Origin of the sequence: Helicobacter sp. UBA3407 (assembly GCF_949747025.1) — a bacterium.
GTDB lineage: Bacteria > Campylobacterota > Campylobacteria > Campylobacterales > Helicobacteraceae > Helicobacter_D > Helicobacter_D ganmani.
This window is the reverse complement of the sequence record NZ_CATKCB010000149.1, coordinates 1-5,536: the sequence shown is the minus strand read 5'-3', so window position 1 is coordinate 5,536 and position 5,536 is coordinate 1. Positions and strand designations below refer to the sequence as shown.

General features: G+C 28.4%; 4 protein-coding genes and 1 pseudogene. All 5 read right to left on the bottom strand.

All coding sequences use genetic code 11. The annotated features are described in order from the left end of the window. On the bottom strand, positions 1-1,043 hold a 1,043-nt coding region (locus Q1553_RS05480), incomplete at its 3' end, for a glycosyltransferase (RefSeq protein ID WP_300842798.1). A 7-nt stretch (positions 1,044-1,050) separates the two neighbouring features. After that, positions 1,051-1,737 (bottom strand): hypothetical protein, encoded by a 687-nt coding sequence (locus Q1553_RS05475; RefSeq protein ID WP_300692318.1) that lies wholly within the window; start codon positions 1,735-1,737, stop codon positions 1,051-1,053. Further along, entirely contained in the window at positions 1,734-3,188 is a 1,455-nt protein-coding gene (locus tag Q1553_RS05470; RefSeq protein ID WP_115552299.1) for a glycosyltransferase, read from the bottom strand. Before Q1553_RS05470 ends, Q1553_RS05475 begins: the two co-directional genes overlap by 4 nt. Then, complete coding sequence (locus tag Q1553_RS05465) at positions 3,181-5,184, bottom strand: glycosyltransferase family 29 protein (RefSeq protein ID WP_297571893.1); 2,004 nt, start codon at positions 5,182-5,184, stop codon at positions 3,181-3,183. The genes Q1553_RS05470 and Q1553_RS05465 overlap by 8 nt, the downstream gene beginning before the upstream one ends. Next, positions 5,185-5,536 (bottom strand): annotated as a pseudogene (locus tag Q1553_RS05460) (hypothetical protein); the annotation flags it as partial.

The following is a 5,536-nucleotide window of genomic DNA, read 5'->3' as shown; positions in this document are numbered from 1 at the left end:
CTCCTAATGAAAGAGAATGCTGGAAGAAATGTTTGAAAATAATGTTTGCCAAAAAACACTTTTTTTGCTAACTCTTTTAATTCATCATCTTTTAGGGTGAGGATATAATAATAAATATGTTCGTTTATTATTAATCTAGAAATTTCTTTGTAGATTTGCTTGCTTCTCGTTTTTTTAAGAATATCAAAAAATACATAATCAATCGCGTCGTTAGCATAATTATAAAAAGATTGTAAAGTCCCTAAAGATAAGTTTTTTCCTCTTGTAACGCTATTTATGCTTGTAAAATATTTATAAAGATTATCTTTCAAGATATAAATGTTTCTTGCCTGTAGAAATAAACAGATTCCAAAAAAATGGTCTTCGTGCATAACGCCTTCCAAAAATTTTAATTTTATTTTTTTTAAAAAATCAAATCGAATCATACCACCCCAAACAAAAAAGAAATAATCTATTTGATTATTAATCATATCTTGAAGTAATTGTTTTGGTGTTATTACCCAATGACTTTTGTAGTTTAATTTATAGATAAAACTTAAATGAAACCACACTATATCTATATTCTTATTGTTCATAGCGGTTACACATTTTTTTAAACAATCTAAATCCCAAGAATCATCAGAATCTAAAAAGATTAAATAATCTATTTTTGGAATCGCTAAAAGTTTTTTGGTTGTTAAGATTTTTGTATTGTTAAGATTTTTGATTTTAAATAAATGTAATTTTTCAATTTCTTTGTTTGTAGGAATGAACTGATATTCTTGATTAAAATAATCTATTCCTATATTTCTTGCGCTAGATTGTCCCGCGTTATCTTTTAAAATCAAAGTAATTCTTTCATCATTGGCAGCGTATTCTTTGGCAATTTGACAAGAATTATCTGTGCTTCCATCATCAATTAGCAATATCTCTAAATTAGTATGAGTTTGATTAACAACTGAATCTAAGCATTTTTCAAGATATTTTTCTGCATTATAGATTGGAATAATAATTCCAACACGGTTATTAGCTATATTAGAATCCACAAAAGTTGCATTTTTCATTATTGTATTAGGCGGCTTGTGCCCCCCCCCCCATAAATTTATCTTTTATTTGTGTATCCCAGTTGATATTACTTTTAATTTTTTTTGCAGGAATGCCGCCATAAACACAATTTTCATCCGTTAAATGTTTAGTTACAAGAGATTTTGTTGCTATTACGCAATTATCAGCTACGCTAGAATTATTCAAACAAGTTACATCTTCACAGACCCAAATATGATTACCCAATTTCACATCTCCGGCTTGATTTACTCTTTTAAGGGTTGAAATATCATAGATTGAGTGATTATCTGTTGTGATTAAACGAATATTGTTAGCAAAGAGGCAGTCTGCTCCTATAAGGATATTTGTATTTTTTTCACCGCAAATTAAACTTGTGCTTCCATTGAAAAAAGTATTGGAAGCAATCTTGATAGAACAATCATTGGCAATCGCACCTAAGCCTCCGGCAAAAAAAGAAAGCGATAGATTATGATTTATAATCACTCCATCATCAATTTTTACAATATTATTATTTCCATTGATGTGTATTTTGAGATTGCCTCTTTGGGTTATATTTACATTGCCAACTTGAATCGTGTTATTTTCTCCAGATATAGAACAATTTATTTTATCAAAGAATCTGAAGTTATCGCAAAATTCTATAACATTATTTTTTCCTGAAGTTTTTATGTTAGCGTGGTTGTTTGGTATCATCGCTTAAACCTTTTTCGGAAAAAATCTTTTATAAATAACATAGGATTATTCTTTAGTTTATCAATTTTTCTTTGCAGTTTTGTCTTGCCTATGATTTTTTTATCAGAAGCAAGCATAGTTTTATTTTGAAATAAAGCATTGCACAATAGATTTGTTTCGCAATAAGAAATCATATATTGTTTATTACTAATTTTAAAATCTTTATAAATTTCTTTGATGGTTTCACAATAGTTATGTTGAAAACATTTTAGTGAAAGTTCATTGTTGTATAGCATTTTATTGTCTTGAGACATTTTGGATAACTTTTCTTGGGTTAAATCCATAAATTCGTAAATTTTAGATATTAGAGAGTCTTTATTGCCAGCTAGAGCATAAAGAACACCGCTTGTCTTGTTTTCTAACCATTTATATCCTCCTACATAAGAACAAATTATTGGAGTTCCTAAGGATAAAATTTCTATCATACTCAAATCAAATAAGCTACCTCTATTGGGGCACAAACAAACATCTGCTGCATTGATATAATCACTTGGATTATCTACAAAAGGAATTTGTATCCATTGTTTGTGGGTTATGGGGGAGATTTGTTTTTCACCAACAACAACAAAATAAATATCATTTCTAGTATTTAGTATGGTTTGTGCTGCTTCTATCAATATGTCGTATCCTCGGACATCAATAAATCTGCCTATATATAAAATCATTTTAGCGTCAATTGGTATATTCAGATGAGATTTTAAATTTTCTTGACTAAGAATCGGTTTTTTGATAGTTGTGCCAGTAGGGCAAAAGTATATTTGTTTATCTTTGATTAAATTTTCAAAATCAGACCATAAACTATAATATCCCTCTAAACTTTCTTTAGAGGGGAAAAATAGACAATCAGCAAGCTTAAAAGCCCATTTATCTCTTTCGTTAAAATAATAAGACATCAATTTGTTAGTATTTTCATCTAATGGTCTAGCCCTGTTTAATAAATACATATCTTCCATTGTAGGTTGATAGGGATTGTGTGTAGTTAAAATTTTGACTACTCTTGATTCTATACCCATTTTTGTAAGACTATTATAAACAGGAAAGAAATTATAGGCTCCGTGAATATGGATTGAACTAATATACTTGGGGTCTAATTTTGAATATTCTGTTATTGGTAAAACTTCTCTAAACAATCTTTGTCTTTTTTCAAGCAAGTCTAAAGAGGTTTTTGTACTTATTTCATTATTGTATTGTGTATATTGTAACCTAGCATCTAAAACAAACCCTAAATCTTCATTTTCTAATCTTTCGTGTGTCGCAATATTGGGAAAAAGAAAACAACATTGTAAATCTTCTTGTATTTGGAATAAAGGATTATTCTCTGTAAAGCCTTGAAATAAAGATGAGATATAACCAACACTTCCTCCTTTTAATAAATCAAAAGATTGATGACAATGGATGTAGTGTTTAAGCATATTTTTCCTTTAATATTTGTTTTATTGATGCTAATATTTGAGATTCTTGGTCCCATTTATGTATCGGCAAGACTTTTCCTTTTGAAGGGTCTCCTTCAAAATAGTGGGTAATACCTTGTTCTTGTTCTTTTAGTGAAAAACCATATAAATTCATTTTTTTGAAGTTTATATTTTCTAATATCCATAATGCCACGATTAGTCCCATTGACATAACTCTTATATCGTATTTAATTAAAATATCAATACAAGGAATTTGTGCTACATTAGCACCAGAAAATATCCAATTTTTTAGTATATTAAACCGATTAATTGGAGTTTTTCTATTGGTATGGGCGCATAAAATAAAATCAAATGATATATTTTCTCTTTCCATAATAGAATTGAGTGCAGGTGTTAAAGCCCATATATTTGTTTTTTGTCCATAATCCTTAATATATTCTTTATCGGTAGAAAAATTATTAAAACGAATAACAATATCGTGCGAATCAATTTCCATTCCTTTATTTTTGCCAAGTTCGCAAGGGCTATTGCCTACGATGGCTATACTTTTTTGTCTAAGATATTTTACAAAAGATTTGGTATGACTTTCCAATAAAGCATAATAGGCTTTGATTATGGAAAAATCGTTAAAGTCGCTCATTTCTTCAAATTTTTCAACGCCTAAGAATAGTGAAAAATTTGCTTGATGTATATAAGGATTTACAGAAGGAATAATGTTCATCTGTCTTGCCAATAAAAAAATATCGTTATTTATTATAGAATTTTTTGATAGAACGCTATAAGGTGTATGTAGTAAAAAATATTGTATAAAATCAATGAACTCTAAATCCTTTTCACTTTCTGGTATATTTGAAAAAGTCAAGATGTCGTTTTGTATATCGTTTATATTGCTGTCAAATACACTCATTTCGTTGGCTGCAAGGTAAAATTTAAGGTGAGCATAACTATACAATATAGAAAAATCTTCTTTTAAATAGTCTGAAAGTGGTAAAGTTTTTGCATAATGAATCGGGTAATAGTTATCAACAACTTCAGCAGATATATTTTTCAAATTAAATTCTCTCTGTAAAGATTTGATAAATCTTAAAACTCTGTGATTGCATTTTAATTCCGCATTTTCTATGATTTCTCTAGCAATTTCTTTAATATTGGAAACTAGAAAATTCTGTTTGCTTAAAATAGCTTTATCGTGATAAGTTTTTAAATGAGTTAGTAAGAAACCCAAAATAGCGGCATATCTTTGATTTTTCTGCGCTTGCTCTAGGACATATTTCGTAACAATTAGGATTTTATGGAAGTTAGAATAATTTAAGACACTTTGAGAGATATTATCTCTCCGATACCTATACCCACCACCGGGAATAATTTTTACTTTTTTAATTTGTGAAAATAATAAAGCAATAAAAGCAATATCTTCGTATCCCTTGCTATTTTCATTTAACTTGATATTTTGAGTCATTAAAAAATCTCTCAAATATATGCCAAGGCAAATTCCACAATTTCCCAAAGCTAGTCTATCTTGTATTTCTTGTTCTGTTAATATATCCAATGTATTTTTTATGTAATATGGATTGTATAAATTTACTACATTGTTTTTTATTCCATTTCTAGTTTCTATATAAGTATCATAAAAGCAAGCTTGCAAAGAATTTTTTTGAATTTGTTGTAATAGAATACTATAATATTTGCTTGGCAAAATATCATCTGGTTCAAAGATGCAAATATATTTACCATTTGCTTTATTTATACCCAAATTAACTGCTTTGCCATAGCCGCCATTGATTGAATTTTTAATTAGCTGGAAATGGATATGTGGTGCATTTGTTTTTGAAATTAATTGCTGGATTATTAGCGAAGTATTATCTGTTGAACAATCATCAATAAAAAGTATTTCAAAATTTTTTATATCTTTTTGTGAAATTAAAGACTTGAAAGAATCATCAATATATGCACTTACATTATAACAAGGCACGATGATTGATAGCAAAACTTCCATTTATATCCTTTTTTCTTTAAATTGTCTATAAACTCTATAAAACTTAAAAGGTAGCAGTAAAATTTCTCCCTTATACCAATTTGTATAAGCTTTTAAAAAAGTGAATCCAAGAGAATAGGAAAGATGTTCGCAAGTTTTAAGTCCCTCGTAATAATCACTAAAATCATCTAAATTTAAGGTTTTGGATTCTAGTTGTCCCCAATGGTTTATGAGATTTTTTAGCTTAAAAGTTAAAATAAATATTCTCATCGGATTTTTTGTTTTTAAAATCTCCGCTCCCAATTTATAAGAAAGCTGGTTTTTCACCCTCTCTACCGCACCTTTAGGCTTTAAGCAGACATTTTCATAAAAT